The organism is Solimonas marina, assembly GCF_012241385.1.
Classification (GTDB): Bacteria; Pseudomonadota; Gammaproteobacteria; order Nevskiales; family Nevskiaceae; genus Solimonas; species Solimonas marina.
Window position 1 is genome coordinate 17,445 of the sequence record NZ_JAAVXB010000009.1, and the last position, 19,585, is coordinate 37,029.

General features: G+C 62.3%; 17 protein-coding genes, 2 tRNA genes and 1 pseudogene. 7 read left to right on the forward strand and 13 right to left on the reverse strand.

Annotated elements, in window-relative coordinates; translation table 11 throughout:
- Positions 1-19: 19 nt before the first annotated feature.
- Both G7Y82_RS14910 and G7Y82_RS14915 read left to right on the forward strand, forming a co-directional pair.
- Positions 20-883 carry a glycosyltransferase family 9 protein gene (locus tag G7Y82_RS14910; RefSeq protein WP_168148940.1) on the forward strand — a complete coding sequence of 288 codons (864 nt, stop codon included), beginning with the start codon at positions 20-22 and terminating at the stop codon, positions 881-883.
- Positions 880-2,004: pseudogene (locus G7Y82_RS14915) on the forward strand (sensor domain-containing protein); the annotation flags it as partial. The gene G7Y82_RS14910 and the pseudogene G7Y82_RS14915, both read left to right, overlap by 4 nt.
- Before the next feature lie 294 nt (positions 2,005-2,298).
- On the opposite strand, the gene G7Y82_RS14920 reads toward G7Y82_RS14915, so the two are convergent.
- Positions 2,299-2,880, reverse strand: coding sequence for a hypothetical protein (locus tag G7Y82_RS14920; RefSeq protein WP_168148941.1), 582 nt, complete (start codon positions 2,878-2,880; stop codon positions 2,299-2,301).
- A gap of 377 nt (positions 2,881-3,257) precedes the next feature.
- Here G7Y82_RS14920 and G7Y82_RS14925 point away from each other — a divergent pair, with 377 nt between their 5' ends.
- Complete coding sequence (locus G7Y82_RS14925; RefSeq protein ID WP_168148942.1) at positions 3,258-4,136, forward strand: LytTR family DNA-binding domain-containing protein; 879 nt, start codon at positions 3,258-3,260, stop codon at positions 4,134-4,136.
- 443 nt (positions 4,137-4,579) lie between these two features.
- Entirely contained in the window at positions 4,580-6,535 is a 1,956-nt protein-coding gene (locus tag G7Y82_RS14930; RefSeq protein ID WP_168148943.1) for a CocE/NonD family hydrolase, read from the forward strand.
- A gap of 389 nt (positions 6,536-6,924) precedes the next feature.
- On the opposite strand, the gene G7Y82_RS14935 is transcribed toward G7Y82_RS14930, so the two are convergent.
- Genes G7Y82_RS14935 through G7Y82_RS14945 form a run of 3 tightly spaced genes read right to left on the reverse strand, consistent with a single transcriptional unit; the run spans position 6,925 to position 10,492 of the window.
- On the reverse strand, positions 6,925-8,823 hold the full coding sequence (locus tag G7Y82_RS14935; RefSeq protein ID WP_206370746.1) for an AAA family ATPase: 1,899 nt from the start codon (positions 8,821-8,823) through the stop codon (positions 6,925-6,927).
- Positions 8,820-9,314, reverse strand: coding sequence for an ABC-three component system middle component 5 (locus tag G7Y82_RS14940; protein WP_168148944.1), 495 nt, complete (start codon positions 9,312-9,314; stop codon positions 8,820-8,822). Before G7Y82_RS14940 ends, G7Y82_RS14935 begins: the two co-directional genes overlap by 4 nt.
- The gene (locus G7Y82_RS14945; protein WP_168148945.1) at positions 9,311-10,492 is read right to left on the reverse strand and encodes an ABC-three component system protein; all 1,182 of its coding nucleotides are present in this window, start codon (positions 10,490-10,492) and stop codon (positions 9,311-9,313) included. Before G7Y82_RS14945 ends, G7Y82_RS14940 begins: the two co-directional genes overlap by 4 nt.
- Before the next feature lie 344 nt (positions 10,493-10,836).
- Between G7Y82_RS14945 and lexA the strand changes: the two genes are divergently transcribed.
- The 3 genes from lexA to G7Y82_RS14960 all read left to right on the forward strand — a co-directional run bounded on the left by lexA (position 10,837) and on the right by G7Y82_RS14960 (position 12,144).
- Positions 10,837-11,478, forward strand: a complete 642-nt coding sequence (gene lexA, locus G7Y82_RS14950; RefSeq protein ID WP_168148946.1) for a transcriptional repressor LexA — start codon at positions 10,837-10,839, stop codon at positions 11,476-11,478.
- A 76-nt stretch (positions 11,479-11,554) separates the two neighbouring features.
- Complete coding sequence (locus tag G7Y82_RS14955; protein WP_168148947.1) at positions 11,555-11,833, forward strand: type II toxin-antitoxin system RelE/ParE family toxin; 279 nt, start codon at positions 11,555-11,557, stop codon at positions 11,831-11,833.
- Positions 11,834-11,841: 8 nt separating this feature from the next.
- Complete coding sequence (locus G7Y82_RS14960) at positions 11,842-12,144, forward strand: HigA family addiction module antitoxin (RefSeq protein WP_168148948.1); 303 nt, start codon at positions 11,842-11,844, stop codon at positions 12,142-12,144.
- Between the two features lie 323 nt (positions 12,145-12,467).
- On the opposite strand, the gene G7Y82_RS14965 is transcribed toward G7Y82_RS14960, so the two are convergent.
- The 9 genes from G7Y82_RS14965 to lolB all read right to left on the reverse strand — a co-directional run bounded on the left by G7Y82_RS14965 (position 12,468) and on the right by lolB (position 19,584).
- Positions 12,468-12,544: transfer RNA gene (locus G7Y82_RS14965), tRNA-Met, on the reverse strand.
- Positions 12,545-12,596: 52 nt separating this feature from the next.
- Entirely contained in the window at positions 12,597-13,790 is a 1,194-nt protein-coding gene (locus tag G7Y82_RS14970; RefSeq protein ID WP_168148949.1) for an SAM-dependent methyltransferase, read from the reverse strand.
- A 227-nt stretch (positions 13,791-14,017) separates the two neighbouring features.
- Positions 14,018-15,112 (reverse strand): redox-regulated ATPase YchF, encoded by a 1,095-nt coding sequence (gene ychF / locus G7Y82_RS14975; RefSeq protein WP_168148950.1) that lies wholly within the window; start codon positions 15,110-15,112, stop codon positions 14,018-14,020.
- A 109-nt stretch (positions 15,113-15,221) separates the two neighbouring features.
- A complete protein-coding gene (pth, locus tag G7Y82_RS14980; RefSeq protein ID WP_168148951.1) occupies positions 15,222-15,806 on the reverse strand; it encodes an aminoacyl-tRNA hydrolase in 585 nt (194 codons plus the stop codon).
- A gap of 132 nt (positions 15,807-15,938) precedes the next feature.
- A complete protein-coding gene (locus G7Y82_RS14985) occupies positions 15,939-16,601 on the reverse strand; it encodes a 50S ribosomal protein L25/general stress protein Ctc (RefSeq protein WP_168148952.1) in 663 nt (220 codons plus the stop codon).
- Between the two features lie 134 nt (positions 16,602-16,735).
- Positions 16,736-17,689 carry a ribose-phosphate diphosphokinase gene (locus tag G7Y82_RS14990; protein ID WP_168148953.1) on the reverse strand — a complete coding sequence of 318 codons (954 nt, stop codon included), beginning with the start codon at positions 17,687-17,689 and terminating at the stop codon, positions 16,736-16,738.
- Positions 17,690-17,791: 102 nt separating this feature from the next.
- Positions 17,792-17,866, reverse strand: a tRNA-Gln gene (locus G7Y82_RS14995).
- 91 nt (positions 17,867-17,957) lie between these two features.
- Positions 17,958-18,842 carry a 4-(cytidine 5'-diphospho)-2-C-methyl-D-erythritol kinase gene (gene ispE, locus G7Y82_RS15000; protein WP_168148954.1) on the reverse strand — a complete coding sequence of 295 codons (885 nt, stop codon included), beginning with the start codon at positions 18,840-18,842 and terminating at the stop codon, positions 17,958-17,960.
- 97 nt (positions 18,843-18,939) lie between these two features.
- A complete protein-coding gene (lolB, locus tag G7Y82_RS15005) occupies positions 18,940-19,584 on the reverse strand; it encodes a lipoprotein insertase outer membrane protein LolB (protein ID WP_168148955.1) in 645 nt (214 codons plus the stop codon).
- Position 19,585: the final 1 nt, after the last annotated feature.

Consider the following 19,585-nt stretch of genomic DNA (forward strand, 5'->3'; position numbering starts at 1 on the left):
TGAGACGAGGACGATGTAAATGGGTTATGGCGATGAGTTGATGGCGATCGGCGATGCCTGGCGCCTTCATCAGGCGGACCCGCAGAAGCGCCGTGTCGCGATCGGCGACGGCCGCTGCCGTCGCATCGATTACCCCGAATTGACGCATGGCCTCGATTTCCTCGCCAGCGAGGCGGAGGCGGCATCCGGTGAACTGCCGTGGGTCATCTCGTATCGCGCCTACCGTCCGTACCACGATCATGCGGCGATGCGCCGCGCATTTCGTGAGCGCCACCCGCTGCGCAGCCGGCTCCGGCGTCGGGTGCCCGATACACGGCTGGTCGATCTGCTCGGGTTTTTCCGCTACCGCCTCGATTACCGCCCGGCTCCGGCCCCGCTGGTGCTGACCGATGCCGAGCAAGCGGTCCGCGAGCAGTGGGCGCAGCGTCGCTTCGTACTGATCGAGCCGCATTGCAAGCAGGAGGCGGCGCCCGGCAAACGCTGGCCGTTCGAGCGCTACGCCGAGGTGGCGCAACAGCTGGCGGAGACGATCGAGGTCTGGCAAGTCGGTGCGCCAGAGACGCCACTGCTGCCGGGCGTGATGCGCGTGCCGACCCATAGCTTTCGCGATGTGCTGCCGTTTCTGGCGGCGGCACGGCTCTATATTGGGCCGGAGGGTGGCTTGCATCATGCAGCGGCAGCGATGAAGACGCCTGCAGTTGTCCTGTTCGGGGGATATACGCCGCCGCAGGTGACGGGTTATGACTTTCATGTCTGCCTCACCGGGAACTCCGACGAAGCTTGCGGAGTCCATCACAGTGAATGTGCACACTGCCGTGCGGCGATGACGGCGATTACGGTGGATCAGGTTGTCGCAGAGGCGCGGAGCTTGCTCGATCAATGAAGATCGTCTTTCCCTACATCGCTCAGTTTCATCAGATTCCGCACTCGCTGCCGATTGCGATCGAGCTGGCGCGCCGTCACCCGGAATGCGAGGTGCACATCGCTTACCCGGGCGAGCGCTACCTGCCGTTCATCCAGCGCCTGGTCAACGAGTACGCCCCGGGCGTCCCGCTGCATTTCGATTGCCTGCGGCTCGACCCGATCAACCGTGCCCGCGTCGCGAGCGAGCGGCTGGCCTGGAAGCAGTTCGCGCTGTGGCTCAACCGTGACTACTTCAACGGCTTCGACGCCATTGCCACGCCGGAGCGCACGTCGCTGTTCCTGCGCCGCATCGGGGTCACCAGGCCGAAGCTGATCTGGACCCGCCACGGCGCCGGCGACCGCGAAATCGGCTTCGCCAAGGACGTCGTCAAATTCGACTTCGTGTTGATGGCCGGGCATCGCATCGAAAAGCGCCTGCTCGAAAAGCGCTTGATCCGGCCGGGCGATTACGCGGTCGGCGTCTACGCCAAGTTCGACTGGCTGCGGCCGGGCGCCAGCGCCGCGCCGCACCTGTTCGACAACGATCGGCCGACCGTGCTGTACAACCCGCATTTCCGCGGATCGCTGTCGTCATGGCCGCATTTCGGGATGTCGGTGCTTGAGCAGTTTGCCGACAGCCAGCGCTACAACCTGATTTTTGCGCCGCACGTGCGCCTGTTCGATCCGCCGCGGGCCTCGAATCTGAAGCCGTTCCAGCGCTTTGTCGGCCTGCCGCATCTGCACATCGATCTGGGCAGCGAGCGCAGCATCGACATGAGCTATACGCGCGCCGCTGATCTGTATCTGGGCGATGTCAGCAGCCAGGTCTCCGAATTCGTGTTCCGGCCGCGGCCGTGCCTGTTCCTGAATGCGCACGGTGTCGAATGGCAGCGTGACCCCAGCTATGGTTTCTGGCAGCTGGGCCCGGTCAGCAACACGGCCGCCGCGATCGAGCATCAAGTGTCCTTGGCGTTCGATGCGCATCACGACTACCTCGACGTGCAGCGCCGTTACATCGATGAAACCTTCGCGCTGCCGCCGGGCAGCTGCTCCGCCGCCGGCGGGGCAGGCGCCATCGTGGCGTTCCTGCGGCGCAGCGCGCTACGGCAGACCCTGACGTCGGTGCCGCGGCCGCCAGCGCCCGGACCGGTGGCCGCCGATGCCCTGGTCGGTCAGATCATGGACGGCAACTATGATGCGGCGTCCGGGCGTTTCGGCCCTTCGACGATGGCGCCGACGGTCTATGCGTCGACCGTTCACGTCGGGCAGGGCGACGGTCCCACGGTTTCGGCCGAGGCCTGGGCGGCGGCGCTCGACGCGCCCCCCGCGGCGGGCACCCAGGATGCTCCGCGGCGGGTGCCTGCCGCGCTCGGCATTCCCTAAGCCCGACGGGCACTACCAGGCGGTGAACGCGGCCTGCACGGGCTGCGTCGTGTCCTGAGCGGCGCGCTTGCGCCGGGTCGGCGCGCGAGTGCGGGGTGACGCCGCGGCTGTTTCGATCGAATGCGCGTTTCTTGCCCCACGATCGTGTCCGCGACGCCGGTGGGAGCGCAACGACGATGGGGTCTGGCGCGTGCTCTTGAGGCTGACCGGCCGGCGGCCATCGCGCATCTGCGCCTGCCACGCGCTGCTGATATCGCTGGCTGCGACGACGCTTGGGCGTTCGCCCAGTTCGGTCTCCAGCTGCCGCAGCAACCGCATCGCATCCTCCGCCCAGGCGCGGCGCTGCTCGGCGGTCGGGCTTACCGCGCCGCGGCGCTCGAACATCCCGCACACCGCGTCGATCGCCCGCTTCAGCGCAAGGTCCGCCGTGCTGACGCCCAGTTCGTACTTGACGCGGCGCAGGACGGTCACCGTCTCCGGCGCCCAGCGCCGGCGCTCATCGCCGGTCCATGCCTGGTTCGGATGATTACGGGTCTCATACTGCGTGGCCAGCAACTGCGTGTCGCGCTGCAAAAGGTGAATTTCAGGAATCACGGACGGCTCCGGAGCTTTGGCTCCGTACAGCCTAAGTAGCGGCAGGCTCAATACCTGAGCTTGTTGCTGCCGGCAGCGGCATGGCTTCCCAAGCGAGCGGAGCGCGCTGCTTTTTTTGGCATCTGCAGCTGACTGATGGTGTGGCAGTCGCGTGATAAGGTCGGCGGCAGACGGGCCCACGGGTGATCGACATGACCGTGCGTGGCCCGTGGTCTATTCACCGACGCGAAGGCCGCCGTGCTCGATCAGTTCGCCGATCTCCCGACGCTCGCAGCGCGTCGGCTCAGGATGTGGTCCGGGTTACGCCCGGACATTCGCGCGTGGTCGATGCCGTGCTGGCCGGCGTCTGCGGCTGGTGGTGAGGCGCGCGCAGGCTCATGAGCTTGCCAGCCGAATACGATCTACGGCAGGGCGTGCCGCCCGCAAGCAGGCTGGCATTTGGCCGGCCCGGCTTCGATGCTGCTGCGGTCGCGGTCTTGTTCTGCGCCTACGCTGTCACGCTCTACGTCACGCATGAGCAACGGCTGAGTCAGGCCGTATGGGGTGCGGCCGCCAATATTGTGCCGGTGGTGGTGTTCGGGGGCGCGGCGCGGCGGGTCATCATTGCCCGGATCGTGGGACGCAGTGGATGGCGGCAGTTCGTGGGGCACCTCGGCCTCGGGCTGGCGTTCTCGGCGCTATCGCTCTGGCTGTTGCTGGTGCTGCTGGCCATGCTCAACGAACTGTCGGTCGCACACTTCACCGTGGTGCCGTTATCGGCGCGCGGCAATGCCTGGCAATTCCTGGAGAATGCGACGACGTATGCGGTGATCGCGATGCTGTCTTACCTACAGGCCTGGCAGCGCCAGCTGTGGCTGGCGTCGCATCCGGCCGTGCCCGAGGTCTCGCCGCCGCTTCCTGTGCCACCCCCGCCTGCGGCGCCACCCCGCGACGCGTCCCGACATTTCATTCGACGCGGGGAGGATATCCTGCCGGTCGACCTGGATCGAATCGTCTGCATCACCGGGGCCGACGACTATGTAGAAGTGAGTGCTGTGGATGGCACCTACCTGGTGAAAATGACGCTGACGGAGTTCACCCGCACGCTCGATCCGGTGCGCTTCCTGCGCGTTCATCGCTCGTCGATTATCAACGTGGCGTGCATCGAGCGCGCCGAGTCTGCGGGCGGCGGGCGCTTGCTGGTGCACATGAGCAATGGCCGCACGGTCAGGGCGAGTCGCGCCGGATCGCAACTGCTCCGCACACGCATCCTTTGACCGTTTTGCCGTGCCCGTTCGCTTGAGTCACGGGTTCGTTGACCGATTTTCCGTCTGACGCGCTTCCGGCGCCGCTACCGTGCGCTTGAACGGAGGCGCTCACGATGCGGATATTCCTGACTTTTTCTCTGGCCGGCGGGGCCTTGATCGCCGCCAGCGTGTTCACGGTTGCGAGTGCCACTGTCCAGCCCGAGCGGGCGCCGCCGTTGCGCGTAGCGCCCGACACGACCGTCGAAACGGCGGCGCCCGCCATGGCCAAGCTGGCGCTCGCTGTACTGGATCGCGAAATTCCCGGCGATCGCGAGACGCGACTGGACATGCGTTTCCGCCTGCAGTCGATCGCCGGGCAGCCGGCGAGGGCCGCCGCCACGCTTGCGGCGTTGCGTGACGCGCGGATTCGACGGCATGTCATGCAGGCCGGCGCCCGCGATCTGCAGTTCGCGATGCTGGCGCGCGCACGCCGTGATGGCCGGCTGACGGCAGCGCGTTTTGCCAAGGCCTTCCACGAGGTCGTCGACCCTCTCGATGACCGGACGGCTGCCTTGCTTGTGCGCCAAATCGACATCAGCCCGATCTACTACCCCTTTGCGCAACGCTTTGCCGAAGCCCTGAAGGCGGCGAAAACCCAAGCTGAACTATCGGTTGCCGAGTCCCTGGCCTTATTGAGCGCCTACCAGCGATACGATGCCTACCAGGCGTTCGCCGAATATGCACGACCGCTGATCGAGGCCGAGGACGCACGGCGCTACATCATCGAGGACGTGCAGGTGCCGACGGCCGATGGCGCCAGCATTTCGGTTCGTGTGGTCAGGCTGCGCCGGCTTTCAGGCAAGCTGCCGGCCTTGCTGAATTTCACGATCTACGCGGATCCCCAGAGTAGCCTCAACGAAGCGCGTCGCAGCGCCGCTCATGGCTATGTGGGCGTGGAAGGATTCACGCGCGGGAAATGGCGCAGTCCGGATGCGCCGGTCGCCTACGAGGACGACGGCCGGGACGCCGATGCCGTGATCGACTGGATCGCGCGCCAGCCGTGGAGCGACGGCCGCGTCGGCATGTATGGCGGTAGCTACGAGGGCTTTACGCAATGGGCGGCGGCCAAGCGTTTGCCGAAGGCCTTGAAGGCGCTGATGCCTTCCGTTTCCGCCGCGCCCGGTATCGACGTACCGATGGAGGGCAACGTCTTCCAGAGCTTTGTCTACTACTGGCCGTTGTACAGCTTGTCCAACAAGACGCTGGACGATGCGATGCTGAACGATCGCGCGCGCTGGTTTCGTATGCAGGACCACTGGTACGACAGCGGCCGGGCCTACCGCGACCTGCCAAAGATCGACGGCACGCCCAATCCGGCGTTCGAGCGCTGGCTCGACCACCCGTCCTACGACGCGTACTGGCAATCGATGATTCCGTATCGCCAGGATTTCGCCAAGATCGACATTCCGGTTCTGACGACCACGGGCTATTACGACGGTGGCCAGATCGGCGCGCTGTACTACTACCAACAGCACCGCGAGTACGCCCCCAACGCGGAAAGCTATCTTCTGATCGGCCCTTACGATCACGCGGCCGGGCAGCGCGGCACCATCAACGCCCTCGGTGAGCCGCGCGACAGCATCGACGGCTATCAGATCGACCCGGCTGCGCGTATCGATCTGGGGGCCTTGCGCTATGACTGGTTTGACTATGTGTTCAAACACAAACCCAGGCCGGCGATTCTCAAGGATCGCGTCAATTTCGAGGTGATGGGTGCGAACGTCTGGCGCCACGTGCCGTCGATTGCCGCGATGCATGCGGCGGAGCGGCGCTTCTACCTCACTCCGGGCGAGGGGGAATCGCGTCAGCGCCTTTCCGCCTCGCCGCGAAACGCCGCGGTCACGCCGCTGATTGTCGACCTGGCAGAACGCAAAGCGCAGGATCCGTTCGATGAGTACGGCCAGATTCCGACGCGCAGCATCGATGACTGGAACGGCTTGGTGTTCGTCAGTGCGCCCTTCGATCAAGCCGTACAGCTCAACGGACTGTTTCGCGGCGACTTCGATGTCGTCGCCAACAAGAAAGACTTCGACTTCGAGGTTGATCTCTACGAGCAGCGGCCCGATGGCCGCTACTTCCGGCTCTCGTACTACATGGCCCGTGCCAGCTACGTGCAGGACCGCAGCACCCGCCATCTCCTGACGCCCGGCGCGCACACGCACCTCCGCTTTGTCGCCGGCCGCATGACCAGTCGCGCGATGGCCAAGGGCAGTCGGCTGGTCATGGTGCTGAGCGTGATCAAGAACCCCTACGCGCAGATCAACTACGGCACCGGGCAGGACGTCAGCGCCGAGACCATCGCCGACGCGGGGGCGCCGCTCAAGTTGCGTTGGTACGGAGATAGCGCGCTCACCATTCCGCTTTGGTGATGACACGCTGGGTGCGTATGAACATGAGGAGAGCGGTCTCTTCTTGTGCGTTTAGCGGCCAGAAACACGTGTGCCCCCGGAGGGGCACACGTGGCACAGTAAACGCATCGAGCAAAAATCGCCCAGCGCAAGCCTCTGAATTTATTGGTGGTGATGGCTGAATCGCGCTGCACGCTGAAAAGGCCGCGTGAGTTGGAACAAAGCGGCCCTGCAGTCCTTTATTCATGCCGTACCACTGGTACGGCGCAGGCCCGGCATGCCTGCTGCTGAGCCCCATTATTTACTACCCAACCAGTCAGCGATCTGATGGAATTCTCGACCACTCTGAATGAGTGGTTTCGCATTGGCGCATTCTGAAGATTGTCAGATCGAATCAAGCAGGCGTTAGCCTACAAATCAAGTGATCTACGATACTTGGTATACGCGGGGCCAATCACATAGTCATCCAACTCCAATTCCGGGTTCATCATCGAAGTGGTGAAAATGATCTGAAAGGGCGCCGTCAGCTCTGTTGCTCGCTCGACAATTAGCTTCTGGAAGAGATGACTCCGTTCGAGTTCCATTCCCTTGTCTTCGATATTGTCCAGCAGCAGAAAACGCGGATGATTAAATTCGCGGTCAACCCCTGCCGCCAGAAGCAGGGAAAGGATTGCGGAATTTTTCAGAAATACATTGCTGCTCTCCGCAAAATTAACCTTGCCGTCGACGGACATGGCGTCATTAGCGAAGGCAAACTCCACCTTGGCGGCGGCGGTAAATTCCTCCTGACGATCCATGTCCGCATGAAGTAGCGAAACTGCGATTTCTGAAACGCGGCCGAGCGCAACATTGCGCCGCTTCTGAGAAGCCTTGTTTAGTGCTTCTGCCCGATTTTTTAAGCTCTGGACCTCCGCATCCAGCTCAGTGCGACGGCTTCTAAGTCTATCGACCTCTAAAACCGCATCGAGGTCACGCGTCAGATATTTCAGCTCGGTATCGGTCTTTCCAATCGCGCTGTTCTTTGAAGCCAAGTAAGCCTCTCGGGGGCCGTTTGCTCCCGAATACTTCATCACGAACTCGGCGAGTTCTGTCTCGTGTTCTCTGTTGAGGTAGCGTAGCTTCCTCTTGGCATCGGCAACACCGGCAATCTTATGCTCCTCAAGTTGGGTGGTCTCCCTTATTTGAGCATCGATATCAAAGCGAATCCGACCGTAGCGTGACTTCTCCTGAACCAAATCTCGCGGAGATTTGCAAAGATCGCATTCGTTTGGATTCTCAGAACTCTGGACGGGCTTTCCGCACGACGGGCAGTGAGTGATCTTAATTGAGCCAATCACCTCAGATGCTTTCTCGGCGATTTTGAGTTTCTCAGATAAGTCGACGAGATATTTTTTGAAAGCTTCGATTTCTCGAAGCTCGTACTCATCGTCGACGATCGTCCTTTCAATCTGTGTCGTGCGTCCACGAGCTTTCTCCAGTCGCGCTTGCGCTTCAGTTCGCTCTTTCAGAAAGCCTCGTATCTCCTCCGGGCGCACATTGCTGTCCACATTGGCAGCATCCCGCTGCAGGGTCTCCTTTTGGGCGCGCAACTCTTGCATCTGGGCATACAGTGTCTGGGGAGTTCGCAAAGCTTGGTCGGGAGGCAATGCTTTCAGTAGCGCATCAAGACTTCCGCTAATCTCTTCCAATTCTCGTTGCTTGTCTCGCAAAGAAAGCGAGGCTTCATAAGCTTCGTAGCCGCTGATGCCGCAGATCAGATCGCCGACCGCCTCCCGGATTCCCTGTGTATCGAAGCCTTCATAGCGAAACAATCGACTGCTGGGGGTTCGTTGGTCTGAGTAACAGAGACGAAGAATCTGATGGGATGTAATGTTTGAAGCTTTCTCGCTTTGAGCTTCGGGAATTCCGAGATTTCTAAAAAGCAGCTGTGAAAAGCTGTCGTGCGTCCCTCGGCGGCGAATCGGAAATCGCTCCCAGCCCTCTAGGGCATGCCTCATTGCAGCTTCTGCATCCCCGAAGAAGACATCTATAGGGGCAAGCTTAGAGTCGGTACTGCGACGCAACGTCAACGTCGTTGGTCCAGCACTTATCTCCGCTTGCACCTCATCACACCGGCTGGCCGCGTCCTTCCAGTCATCAAATTCGCCTCCGAGTATGAAGAAAATGAAATCCGCTATCGTCGACTTTCCAGAGCCGTTGTGGCCGCGGATTATGTTGACTCCTTCATGGAACCGCTCGTCATAAACCGGCTGGCCTCGCGACATTATGCGAAGGCGGTTTATCAGAAGGTTGAAATTATCTTTTGTCACATGACCCTCGAAAGGCCTGTTCGCCGCTTCAGCTCGAGATTTCCAATGTCCTCTGGCCCCAGAAAGGCTTCGACGATGAAGCGACAGAGTTTCAACTCCTCCTCGTTGCCAAGATCGGATAGCGACTGCACCACAGAGGTTTTTGACAGCCAGTACTTCCCGGACATCGCCAAGTCGTTGGATAGCAGCCCTCGCCCAAGCATCGCATCAACTGCATCCTTTTGAGTGGGTTCCATCCGCCTGAATAGCAGCGGCGCTGAAGGATAGGTGAGGAACGATTTCTCTGGCTTCGTGATCTGCAACGAGAGAAACACTTTGCGCACCTCAGCCGGCATGGATGCATGATGGAGTAAAGGCGGATTGGCCAAATAGAAATCCGCGATGCACAGTCGCTCGAACCCCGGTGCCGACGTGAATGCCCGCAGTAAAGTCGCAAGCCGGCGTATCGTGTCTATCAGGTCGAGTTGTGGATACCAGAGATGTGAGTTCATCCCGGGTTGTCCCACCGAATGTAGCACTGCTCAGTTAGGTAGTAGAGCGCGCTCACGATGTCCTTCGCGCTGAAGGTTGTGCCGCCAACCTTTCGGGAAGAGAGGGCATCAACAATCTGCGATTGAAGGGCCTCTCGCACTTCGGAGTCAGGACGATCTTTGCAGATCAAAGCGTGGAATACATGTGTGACAAAGCGAGTTTCCACTTCCCCGAGAAGTCGCTCATGATCGTCCTTCGCAGCAGTCAGTAGTCCCGAGCCGATAAACCTTCGCGCAAAGCGGTTCTGAGCCTCGTTAGCAAACGTGTATTCATGCTCTCTGCCTGCGTCAATCAGCTTCTGCAAAAGATCCCGTCGATCCGACTCGTGCGGCTTCACATACTCGCCATCGCTTACCGACACTGCGCGCTCTGCTTCAGATGCGGCAGATACGATCTTCACAACATGCCGCTTAATCCCTAAATAAATAGCGTCATTTTCCCCCTCTGGTTTGCAGAGCGAGATGTGATCCTTGTCCACCGGTACCGGCTCAACTCCAACAACACCGGGATCTGCGGACTCTCGACTCACAACGGTTACGGACTTGGTCGAGTATTTCTCGTAGTAAGCACGAGTAGCCAGGGTTGCCCGGCGTTGCTCAGCGTATCGGCGATAGAAATGATTGAGGTCTTGCAAGAAGCCCGTATCGTTTGCCAGAAAAGACACATGCTTGGAAGCCCCAGGAATCACACTTAGTACTTCCGCCAGATAGCTCCCTGTATGCGGTGTGCCCAAGAAGATCACCAGCTGTGTCGCATTGCCAACACGAACGTAGTCTTGGTCGCTAGAGTCGACAGCGGTCCGAAGCAGCACCTTGATTAGGAGGCCGCCTAGACTATGGGCGACTATCGCGATAGGGCGATTTCCCAGCCCCAGTCCAGCCCAGTAATCGAGCACCGCAGTGGAGCGCTCGAAAATATCCATCTCTTTCTTGAACCAGCGGTCGAACATGCTGGCGGAGTAGCCCAGTGTATAAATCGCTATGCGTCCGGGGTCCGATGAAAGCCATAGAGGCCAGAATGTTTTTGTCTTCGCGCACATCCATGTTTCATTCGCATCACCGGTTAGACCGTGAATGAAAACAAGGTCAATCAATGGATTTGAGCAAGAGTCCACTCGCTTGAAGACGAACTCGCTCATAGGGGAAAAAACCCCCACACGGACCGCCCCAGAACTGCCACCCCTATCGGGTCCGTGCCAGGCCCGATATCGATCTCCCGCATTCGCATCATTCCCCCGCTGGTAGCCGTCGCCTTTACCTTTGAGGCCGTGACGCCAATCCCGAGGCGCGATCAACGCCTGACGCCCCATCCGAGCGCCACCTCGAACTGGCGAGCACTTACCCCGATGCACATTTAACAGCGTGTGCGAAGAAAAATTAAGGGGACCGAGCATGGGGCGTGGACGGTTGCGCGCAAGCCGTAGGATAGAGGGTATAATTATTTATACCTTGTAGCGCGACGTTTCGCCAAGCGTTGGCACCCATGGACGCACTCACAGACCGGCAATCGCGTCTTCTCGCATATCTGCGGAAATACCAGGCAGAGAACGAGCTATCGCCGTCGATACCGGACATCTGCTCTTATTTCGGGTATGCCTCCCCTCGGGCGGCAGCCAAGCTGCTCGATAAATTGGTCGAAAAGGGAGCTATCGCCCGCGAACCAGGATCGCGGCGCGCTATCCGAATTCTGGATCGGCTTTCTTTTGATCCCAAGCGGCAATTGCCGCTGGTTGGTCGTATCGCAGCTGGCGCACCGATTTCATCGGGGGAGCACGCCGCCGAGTATGTCGATATAGGCGCCGATGTCTTTCGGCCTCGGGCCGATCTGCTGTTTAGGGTCCGGGGCGAGTCGATGCTTAACGCAGGGATCTGGGATGGAGATGTTGTCGGCGTACATCGTCAGGATACGGCGGCCGATGGACAGATCGTCGCGGTCGTTTCCGTCGATCCGGTAACTGACGATCCACAACTGACCCTCAAGCGATACCAGCGACGAGGCTCTGTAATTCGCCTGACCTCAGAGAACGACGATCAGGAGCGGTATGCGCCATTGACGTTCGACACCGCACGAGACGCTATTGAGATCGTGGGACTTTTCTGCGGCTTGATCCGCGCAGGCCTTTAGGTGGCTAGGTGGCGCTGAGTACAGCAAGTTCATTGCTAACGTTTGACGTTAGTATCGACAGGCGATAGTATCATCCATGATCAAATCATTCCGTTGCGCCGACACGGAAAGGCTGTACGGCGGCAAGCGCGTCCGGCGCTTCGTCAACATCGAGGCGGTCGCCATGCGCAAGCTCGCCATGCTCAATGCGGCCGGGCGGCTGGATGACTTGAGGATTCCGCCTGCCAACCGGCTTGAAGCTCTGAAAGGCGACCGGAAAGGGCGGTACAGCATCCGCATCAACGACCAGTGGCGGGTGTGCTTCATCTGGACGGCGGCCGGCCCGGAAGCGGTCGAAATTGTGGACTATCACTGAGAACAGTCATGCGCCAAGTTGCCTACCCGAAGCCCGGCGAAATCCTGCTGGAAGAGTTCTTGAAGCCGATGGGCATCACCCAGTACCGGCTAGCCAAGGAAATCAATGTGCCGCAGCGGCGCATCGGGGAAATTGTCGCCGGCACGCGCGCGATTACGGCCGATACGGGGTTGCGGCTGGCGAAGTTCTTCGGAACGTCTGAGGGGTTCTGGATTGCGCTGCAGTCGGACTATGAGCGGGAAATGACCAAGGACGCGCTGGCAGGGGTGCTGGCGGAGATCAAGCCTTGGTCGGAGGCGCGGGCGGCGTGAGAGAGTATGAGCTTGTCGGTTCAGGCGTGAGTCTCGTCAGCCAGGTTCTACCCCGATAGCGCGGACATATGCGAGAAAGCCGGGGCCGGTGAGGTCTACTACAGCAGGAGGTCCAGCCTTGCGGGAAATGGGCTGTCGGCGCTCGCCTCGCATAAGATGGTGCTGCGGTATTCGCACCTATCGGCGAGTCACTTGCTCGCACATGCGGAGCGTATTTCTGGCGCGTTGTAGAGGCTAGAAACGCGTGTGCCCCCGGAGGGGCACAAATTTGGCACAGTGGACGTATTGAGCAAAAATTGCCCAACGCAAGTCTCTGAATTTGTTGGTGGTGATGGCTGGAATCGAACCAGCGACCTCAGCATTATGAGTGCCGCGCTCTAACCGTCTGAGCTACATCACCGCCGTGGGGCGCGAATTGTAGGGAAAACGCGCGCGGACGTCGAGCGTTGTGTTCATCCGGCGTCTTCGTAGAGGTAGTTGCGGGTCAGTGGCAGGCGCTCGAGTTCCTTGGTCAGCTGCAGGTGGAAGACGCACAGGCCGCCCCAGCGGAACGCTGATTCGCAGGCGACCAGGTAGAACTCCCACATTCGGCAGAAGCGCTCGCCGAGTTTGTCGTGGAAGTGCTCGCGCGTGCGTTGGAAGCGGCGGTTCCACTCGGCCAGGGTTTCGGCGTAGTGCAGCCGCCAGATTTCGAGGTCGGTCATCAGCAGGTCGCTGGCTTCGACGACGCGGGTCATCTCCGAGGCGGCCGGAATGTAGCCGCCGGGAAAGATGTACTTGCGAATCCAGGCGTTGCCGGCGCCGGGCGGAGTCAGGCGGCCGATGGTGTGGATCAGCGCCGTGCCGTCCTGTTTGAGCAGTTCGCGGACGCGCTTGAAGAAGGTGCGGTACTGCGGACGGCCGACATGCTCGAACATGCCGACGCTGACGATGGCGTCGAACTCGCCGACGGTCTTGCGGTAGTCCTCGAGTCTGAATTCGATGCTGCCGGTGAGCCCGAGCTTTTCAATGCTGGCTTGTGCGACGGCCAGCTGTTCGCTGGACAAGGTAATGCCGGTGACGTGGACACCATGGTGGGTGGCGAGGTGAATGGCCAGGCCGCCCCAGCCGCAGCCGATGTCGAGGACGCGCATGCCGGGCTTGAGGTTGAGCTTGCGTGCGATCAGCGCGCACTTGGCCTGCTGCGCCTGTTCAAGCGTCATGTCCGGGCGCTCGAAGTAGGCACACGAGTAAAACATGCCCTCGTCGAGGAAGTACCGGTACAGCTCGGCATCGAGGTTGTAGTGATGCTCGACGTTCTTCTGGCTGGCCAGTGGGTTGTTGACCTCCATCATCTGGCCGAGCAGGGCGCGCACCTGATGGCCCTTGAGCCGGTGCTCTAGGTCTTCCTCGAATTTGACGCCGACTTCGAGGGCGCGCTGCAGGCCGCCTTCACCGGGCTCCCAATCGCCTTCCATGTAGGTTTCGCCGAAGCGCAGCGAGGGGCGCATCAGAATGTCGCGGAGTACGCTGGCATCACGCATCTTGATGTCGGCGACCGGTTCGCCGTGGCCCAGCATCCATGCTTCGTCGCCAGCGGTGAACTTCAGGGTGCCGCCGTTAAAGCCGTGGCCCAGCGCGGCAAGCAGCATCTGCATCGGGCTCATCGAATCTCCTTTGGAGCATCCCGCTCCGCTGTCGTTCCTGTGAGGTTGCCCCGGCAGGCTCGGCCGGCGCAGTCATCGGATCGTCATTCGATCGTCAGTTTCGCAGTCGATGATACGAAAACCGAGCTGTACTGTCGGTTGCTGGGCGGTTGCCGGCAAGCCTTCCGGGCCTGGCCCAAAAAAAGGCCGGCAATCAGCCGGCCTTGAGGCGTCCCGCGTGGACCTGCTCAGACGTTGAAGCGGAAATGCATGACGTCGCCTTCCTGGACGATGTATTCCTTGCCTTCGAGCCGCCACTTGCCGGCCTCCTTGGCGCCGGCCTCGCCGTTGTACTGAATGTAGTCGGCGTAGGCGATGACCTCGGCGCGGATGAAGCCTTTCTCGAAGTCGGTATGAATCACGCCGGCAGCCTGCGGACCGGTGGCGCCGATCTTGACCGTCCACGCGCGGACCTCCTGCACGCCGGCGGTGAAATAGGTCTGCAGGCCGAGCAGGGCGTACGCCGCGCGGATCACGCGGTTGAGGCCCGGCTCTTCGAGGCCCAGATCCTTGAGGAATTCGACTTTGTCGGCTTCGTCGAGCTGGGCGATCTCGGCTTCGATGGCGGCGCACACGGCAACCACCTGCGCACCTTCCTGCTTCGCGTATTCCTGCACGCGCGTCAGGTATTCATTGCCGTTCTTGAGGCCGGCTTCGTCGACATTGGCGATGTACAGCGCCGGCTTGGCGGTGATCAGGTGCAGGTCGCGCAGTTGCAGCTTTTCTTCGGCGTCCAGGCTCATCGCCCGCACCGGCGCGCCGCTGTCCAGGTGCGCCTGCACGCGCTTGAGCAGCTCGTGCCTGGCCAGCGCTTCCTTGTTGCCGGACTTGGCGGTCCTGGCGAGCCGTTCGGCGGCCTTGGTCACGCTTTCGAGATCGGCGAGCGCCAGCTCGGTGTTGATCACCTCGATGTCGCGAATCGGATCCGGGCTGCCGGCGACGTGGATGACATCCGGGTCGTCGAAGCAGCGGGCAACCTGCGCGATCGCATCGGTCTCGCGGATGTGGCCGAGGAACTGGTTGCCCAGGCCTTCACCCTTGGACGCACCGGCGACCAGACCGGCGATGTCGACGAACTCCACGGCCGCCGGCAGGATGCGCTGCGGCTTGACGATGGCGGCCAGTGCGTCGAGACGCGGGTCCGGCACGCCGACCACGCCGACATTGGGTTCGATCGTGCAGAACGGGTAGTTCTCGGCGGCGATCTGTGCCTTCGTCAGCGCGTTGAAGAGGGTCGACTTGCCGACGTTCGGTAGACCGACGATGCCGCATTGAATGCCCATGAATAGTCCTTCAGTCCTGATGCGCTCTTCGTCGCGTGATGTGCTCGAAGAGCCGGGGTGCGCCTAAAAATTCTGTGTCCGCGCATGGCATGTGCCGCCACGCCGGGGTTCAGCTCTTTGCCGTGTGCAACTGCGTGACCGCGCGCTCCCAGCCTCGCGACAGCCAGGTCTCGATGGCGGCGCCGGCATCATCGAACGCGTCGAGTATCGATTGCTCGTCGTTCTTGCTGGCGCGGCCGAGCACGTAGTTCAGCACCAGGTTCTTGTCGCCCGGATGTCCGATGCCGATGCGCAGGCGCAGATAGCTCTCGCCCAGAACCTTGTGAATGTCGCGCAGTCCGTTGTGGCCGCCGTGCCCGCCGCCGGCCTTGAGCCGCATGGTGCCGGCGGGCAGATCGAGTTCGTCGTGCGCGATCAGGATCGACGTCGGCGCCAGCTTGTAGAACTGCGCCAGCGCCTGCACGGCCTGGCCGCTGCGATTCATGAACGTCGATGGCTTGAGCAGCAGCACGTCCTGGCCGCCGAGGCTGATGCGCGCCAGCTGACCATGGAATTTCGATTCGGTGCGGAACGGCACACCGGCGCCGGCGGCGAGGCCGTCGACGAACCAGAAACCGGTGTTGTGACGCGTGCGCGCGTATTCGGGACCCGGGTTGCCGAGGCCGACGATGGCGTGAAGTTCGGAGGCAGGCATGATCTTCGACGGTGAGCGGAAAAGAAAAACCGCCCGTCCGGGTGAGGGACGAGCGGTTTTCGCTTCGACGGAAGCAAGCCGGGCGGTCGCGGCGCGCCATTCCCGAAGGGACGCGCCACGCCGCGTAGGGCCTTACTTCTTCTTCTCGTCCTTCTTCTCACCGGCCGCTTCAGCGGCGGCCGCGGCTTCAGCGGCTTCAGCCGCTTCTTCCTCGATGGCGCCACGCGGCAGATGGATGGAGACGACCGGCTGGTCGTTGTCGTGCTTGAGCTCGACGAGCGTCACGCCTTCCGGCAGCGGCAGCTCCGACAGATGGACGGAGCCGTTCAGTTCGAGCGCCGACAGGTCGACTTCGATGAACTCCGGCAGGTCCTTCGGCAGGCACTCGACCTGAACCTGGTTCAGGTGATGCTCGACGATGCCGCCGCCGGTCTTGACGCCCGGCGCGATGTCGGCGCCCTTGAAGTGCAGCGGCACCTGCATGTGCAGCAGCTTGTCGGCGAGCACGCGCTGGAAGTCGGCGTGGATCGCATAGCCGGTGACCGGGTGACGCTGCAGGTCCTTGAGGACGATCTGCTGCGAGTTGTCGCCGAGCTTCAGGGTCAGCAGGTGCGAGTAGAACGCCTCGACCTTCAGATGCTTGCCGAGCTCGTTGGCCGACAGGCTGATCGACAGCGGCGCTTCGGTGCCACCGTAGACGACGGCCGGGACCTTGCCCTCGCGACGCAGGCGGCGGCTCGCACCTTTGCCCTGGTCCGCGCGGTCTTCCGCGACCACAACAAAATTTTCTTTCATGGAACGCTCCAAAAATGCGTAAAACGACGAATCTGACGCCCGCGACCAGGCGGCAGGGGCGCGGATTGTACAGAAAACGGTAAAAAAATGCCCGGCGCGGGGCCGGGCATGGGGTGCAGCGCGAGGCTGACGGCTCAGTCGACGTAGAGCGAGCTGACCGATTCCTCGGCGGAAATGCGGCGGATCGTTTCGGCCAGCAGGCCGCCGATCGACAGCTGACGCACCTTCGGGCAGGCCTTGGCGGCGGCCGACAGCGGCATGGTGTCGGTGACGACCAGTTCGTCGAGCACCGAGTTGCTGATGTTGGTGATCGCCGGGCCGGACAGCACCGCGTGCGTGACATAGGCGACGACCTTGATTGCGCCTTCTTCCTTCAGCGCGGCGGCGGCCTTGCACAGCGTGCCGGCGGTATCGACCATGTCGTCGACAACGACGCAGGTGCGGCCTTTGACGTCGCCGATGATGTTCATCACGCGCGACTCGTTCGGCTTCGGCCGGCGCTTGTCGATGATCGCCAGGTCCGCGTCGTCGAGGCGCTTGGCGACCGCGCGGGCGCGCACCACGCCGCCGACGTCCGGCGCGACGACGATCAGCTTTTCGTATTTCTGACGCCAGATCTCGCCGAGCAGCACCGGGCTGGCGTAGACGTTGTCGACCGGGATGTTGAAGAAGCCCTGAATCTGGTCGGCATGCAGGTCGACCGTCAGCACGCGGTCGGCACCGACCTCGGCGATCATGTCGGCGACCACCTTGGCCGAGATCGGTACGCGCGCGCTGCGCGGGCGGCGATCCTGGCGGGCATAGCCGAAGTAGGGGATCACGGCGGTGACGCGGCCGGCCGACGAGCGCTTCAGCGCGTCGATCAGCATCATCAGCTCCATGACGTTGTCGTTGGTCGGCACGCAGGTCGGCTGAATGACGAACACGTCCTTGCCGCGCACGTTCTCCAGAATTTCGACCTGAACCTCGCCGTCCGAGAACTTGCCGACGATGGCCTGGCCTAGCGGCATCTTCAGATAGCCGGAGATATCCTGGGCGAGTTTCGGGTTCGCGTTACCGGCGAACAGCATCAACTTGTGATCGACCATGCGTGCGTTTTCTGTCGTGCGTGTGGCGATGGGCTCAGGACTGACTGCCGACTTCAGGGCCGACGACTGCGGCATTTGCCGTCAATCGGCGGCGAACAAACTTGGCTGGGGCGGATGGACTCGAACCACCGAATGGCGGGATCAAAACCCGCTGCCTTACCACTTGGCTACGCCCCAACATTTGCAAGAACGGACCGGCCGCTCAAACGGGCCGGCATTATAGTCGCATGCGTGCGTCGCTGCGATTGTCGGCAGCGACAACATCGCATCAGGAGCGGGCGATGGCGTCGAGCAGCGGCGAACGATTGCGCCCCTGCGTGACGAACGCCTGCCAGCCGTCCGGGACTTCGGCGGCGACTTCCTCGGCCTGATCGCGATAGGCGAAGGCGGCGAACACCGACGCGCCAGTGCCGGACATGCGCGCCTTCGACGCGCGCTTGCGCAGCCAGGCCAGCGCCTCGCCGACCTGCGGATAGCGCGCGCAGGTGATCGGCTCGCAGTCATTGCGGCCGCGGCCGGCAAGAAAATCGGCGAACTCGATCGGGAAATGATCGCGCGGCAGTTCCGGTGCCTGGAAGATGTCGCGGGTGCTGACCTCGACCGGCGGCACGACGATGACATAGGTCGGTTCGTCGATGACGACCGGCCGCAAGCGCTCGCCGACGCCCTCTGCCCAGGCCGACAGGCCGCGGACGAAGACCGGCACGTCGGCGCCCAGCGACAGGCCGATGTAGGCGAGCTCGTCGTTGGGCATGCCCAGATTCCACAGGCGATCCAGGGCGACCAGCGTGGTCGCCGCATTGCTCGAGCCGCCGCCTAGACCGGCGCCGAGCGGGATGCGCTTTTCGAGGCGGATATCGGCGCCCAGGCCATAGGCGCCCGATGCCTGGCGCAGCGCATTGGCGGCGCGCAGGATCAGATCGTCCTCGGCGCGGATGCCATCCGGCAGGCCGCTGACGTTGAATTCGCCATCGCCGCGCGGCGTGAAATACAGCATGTCCGCCAGCTCGACGAACTGGAACAGCGTCTGCAGCTCGTGATAGCCGTCCGCGCGGCGCCCGGTGACGTGCAGAAACAGATTCAGTTTGGCAGGCGCCGGCCACGCGAATCCGGTGGTGAAGGGGCGGGCCGGGGACGTCGGGTCAGAGTTCATGAACGATCTAGATGGGCGCGGAGCGCCGGCACAAATACGGTTCGGTCGCGAAAACGGCGCCCGTTGGCGGCGTTCGGCGAGCGTTCAGCCGCACAGTTTACGAGGATGCCGGGGGATTGTGGGAGGTTTCGATGTCCTGCCACTGATCGACCACCAGGCGCAGATCGATTTGCGCGCTGGTCGCCGCGAAGCGATGCGGCAGCGACAGGTCGCCGACCTCCTGGTAGTCCAGGTACTGCAGCGTCCAGCCATCCTGGGTCAGCGTTGCCAGCCGGCCCTGTGCGTCGAAGGTCGTCTTCGCCGGCGTTCCGGGCGCCGGCAGGCCCAGCGCCCACCAGCGCAGTCCGTCGATCGGAAACGTCCAGCCGGCCCGCTGCAGCATCCAGCCTTCCGGATCGGTGGTCTGTTCAGTGCCGTCCTTGGTGCGGATCTCGACGTCGTGCGGTGTGCCGCTGATGGCGACGGCGCCGGCGCCGAACGGCCCGGCGATGCGCGCCTCGAAGCGCGCGCCGGCGTATTGCCGCCAGCGCAGGTCGGCCTTGATCCCGTTGCCGGCGCCGGCACGGCCGTTGAGCTGGAACGACGAGATCGCGGCGACGGCCGTACGGTGTGCCTGCCATTTGCCGGCGACCTGTGCGGCGTCGACGGTGTCGGGCTTGGGCAGCGTCGCGCAGGCGCCGAGCGCCAGCAGGCTGACGGCGGCGGTCGCGTGCAGCAGCCAGCGCAGCGGCGAACGGATCATC

Bases quoted from the DNA above. Each gene is read 5' to 3' on its own strand.
- G7Y82_RS14990 (WP_168148953.1), bottom strand. From the start codon at position 17,689: ATGGTCGATCACAAGTTGATGCTGTTCGCCGGTAACGCGAACCCGAAA.
- G7Y82_RS14910 (WP_168148940.1), top strand. From the start codon at position 20: ATGGGTTATGGCGATGAGTTGATGGCGATCGGCGATGCCTGGCGCCTT.
- G7Y82_RS14945 (WP_168148945.1), bottom strand. From the start codon at position 10,492: ATGAGCGAGTTCGTCTTCAAGCGAGTGGACTCTTGCTCAAATCCATTG.
- lolB (WP_168148955.1), bottom strand. From the start codon at position 19,584: ATGATCCGTTCGCCGCTGCGCTGGCTGCTGCACGCGACCGCCGCCGTC.
- ychF (WP_168148950.1), bottom strand. From the start codon at position 15,112: ATGGGCATTCAATGCGGCATCGTCGGTCTACCGAACGTCGGCAAGTCG.
- G7Y82_RS14955 (WP_168148947.1), top strand. From the start codon at position 11,555: ATGATCAAATCATTCCGTTGCGCCGACACGGAAAGGCTGTACGGCGGC.
- G7Y82_RS14985 (WP_168148952.1), bottom strand. From the start codon at position 16,601: ATGAAAGAAAATTTTGTTGTGGTCGCGGAAGACCGCGCGGACCAGGGC.
- G7Y82_RS14940 (WP_168148944.1), bottom strand. From the start codon at position 9,314: ATGAACTCACATCTCTGGTATCCACAACTCGACCTGATAGACACGATA.
- G7Y82_RS14930 (WP_168148943.1), top strand. From the start codon at position 4,580: ATGCTGGCGCGCGCACGCCGTGATGGCCGGCTGACGGCAGCGCGTTTT.
- pth (WP_168148951.1), bottom strand. From the start codon at position 15,806: ATGCCTGCCTCCGAACTTCACGCCATCGTCGGCCTCGGCAACCCGGGT.
- lexA (WP_168148946.1), top strand. From the start codon at position 10,837: ATGGACGCACTCACAGACCGGCAATCGCGTCTTCTCGCATATCTGCGG.
- G7Y82_RS14970 (WP_168148949.1), bottom strand. From the start codon at position 13,790: ATGAGCCCGATGCAGATGCTGCTTGCCGCGCTGGGCCACGGCTTTAAC.
- G7Y82_RS14925 (WP_168148942.1), top strand. From the start codon at position 3,258: ATGAGCTTGCCAGCCGAATACGATCTACGGCAGGGCGTGCCGCCCGCA.
- G7Y82_RS14960 (WP_168148948.1), top strand. From the start codon at position 11,842: ATGCGCCAAGTTGCCTACCCGAAGCCCGGCGAAATCCTGCTGGAAGAG.
- ispE (WP_168148954.1), bottom strand. From the start codon at position 18,842: ATGAACTCTGACCCGACGTCCCCGGCCCGCCCCTTCACCACCGGATTC.